1 protein-coding gene and 1 pseudogene are annotated in these 1,978 nt (G+C 77.1%); both read right to left on the bottom strand.

Going from position 1 to position 1,978, the window contains the following annotated elements; genetic code table 11:
- Positions 1-300, bottom strand: a pseudogene (locus ABZS42_RS31905) (hypothetical protein); the annotation flags it as partial.
- A gap of 3 nt (positions 301-303) precedes the next feature.
- On the bottom strand, positions 304-1,978 hold a 1,675-nt coding region (locus ABZS42_RS31910), incomplete at its 5' end, for an FtsK/SpoIIIE domain-containing protein (protein ID WP_355151672.1).

Consider the following 1,978-nt stretch of genomic DNA (forward strand, 5'->3'; position numbering starts at 1 on the left):
CCCTCTCGGGCCCCCCCCGCCCCGGCCCGGCGGGCCGCGGCGGCCCGGCGGGCCGCCGGCCGCGACAGGCGACTGCTCGGACGCGGGATCGGCCTCGGTCGGCGCCGGGGCCGTAGGCGGCTCCCCGATCGCACGGCCCAGCTGATCGAGACGTGTCCCCTGACCGGCCAGCCGGCGGTCGAGGAAGTCGACGGCGGCGGGCAGGTCACGGTGGCGCTCGGCGATCGTGACGCCCCGTTCACCGGCCCGGCGCCGCTCGGCGAGCTGCCGGGCCAGGTCCGCGTACTCCTCGAAGGTCATGTTTCAGTCCTCACCGGCGAGGTCGTGCGCGGACCGGGCGAACGGCACGATCAGCCGGACCCGTCGGTCGTGCCGGTCCACCAGCAGTGCCCGGTCGGGTCTGGGCGTGTACGCGACGTTCCGCAGCCCGAGGTGCCGCCCCAGCTCGTCGCCGGGGACATCCAGCGCGACCAGGCAGGCGACCCCGTCACCGTCGTGGGCGTCGCCGGTGTCGTCGGCCAGCCGGCGTGCGCCGCGCCACCAGCCGAGCAGGTGCACCCCTCGGCCCGGGCCGTGGCGGAGCACGGCACGTAGATCGTCGCGACCGCGGCGACCGGTCCGCGGGTCCGCCGGGTCGAGCACCGTCGAGGCGCCGTCCAGGCCGAACGCGACGAGGAACGTGCGGCCCGCCGGAGCCGGCGCGGCCGGATCGGCCAGCGTCGCGAGCTGTTCCCGCAGCCCGGTCGCGTCGAGCTGGTCGACCCGGTGGCCGGCGGCGCTCAGCGCGGCGGCGGTCTCACCGGCCACCGGGTCGGCCCCGGCCACCAGCGGGGCGATCAGGAACCGGCACTCCCCCGGCAGGTGCTGGCGGGCCAGGCTCAGCGTCGCGGCACGGAGCAGGTCCGCGCCGGCCGTCGAGGCGCCCACCACGCCCAGATGCCGGCCGGGCGTCGTGTCCATGATGAACAGCGCGCTGCTGACGTGCACGTCGACGGTCCGGCCGACCAAGGCCAGCGGGCGGCGGCCACCCGGGCGCAGCCCCGAGTAGGTGGCGTCGTCCTCGACCGGGGCGTTCTCGTACCCCCGGAAGACCGCGGGTGGGCGTGTCCCGGCCGGCCGGGCCTGCCACAGCTCGCGCCGCAGCCGGGTGAGCGCTTCGGCGGCGGCGTCGGCGTCGGGAAGACGGACGACGGTCTCGACGCCGGCCGCGCCCGCGGCGACGTTGACCGCGGCCGCGCCCGCCGGGAGCCCTTCTGCTGCCTGGTGCTGTGGGTCGAGCGCGCCACCGGTGCCGGAGAGCGCGACCCGGCCGACGAGCGCCTCGCCGCCTGCCCCGAGCGCCTCGACGCCCGTGCCGTCGCGGCCGGCCAGCACCAGGTGCACGCCGCACGCGCCACCCTTGCGCACCAGTTCGGTCAGCAGGGTCACCGACTCGCGGGCCGGTGCGTCGTCGCCGGTGAGCAGGACGTCGAACGTGTCGAACACCGCCACGATGCGCGGCAGCGGTGGGTCGGTGGGCAGGTCGGCGAACCGGGTGACGCCGTGCCGCTTCAACGCGGTGGTGCGACGGCGCAGTTCCCGGCGCAGCTCGCGCAGCACGGACACGGCGTACTCGCGGTCCGACTCGACACCGATCGCCCGGGCGTGCGGCAGCCAGGATTGGTCGTGCCCGGTCGGCCCGAACTCGGCGAAGCTCACCCCGTCGGGAAGACCGAGCAGGTAGAGCTGGAGCTGGGCGGGGGCGTAGCGGGCGGCCAACCCGTGCAGCACGGCGGCCAGGAAGGACGCGGTGGCGCCGACGTCGCCGCCGTCGACCAGCCAGTGCGGTGTGGTGTCGTCGAAGGAGACGGTCACCGGGGTCCGCCCGCTGTGGCCCACGACGGTACGCAGGCCGACGCCGGCCGGCTCCGCCCACCGCCGGTCGGGGAGCAGTTCGGCGAACCGCCGCGCGTCGGCGCACCGGGCGGCCGCGGCGATT

It is taken from the genome of Micromonospora sp. NPDC005367, from assembly GCF_040606825.1.
Classification (GTDB): Bacteria; Actinomycetota; Actinomycetes; order Mycobacteriales; family Micromonosporaceae; genus Micromonospora.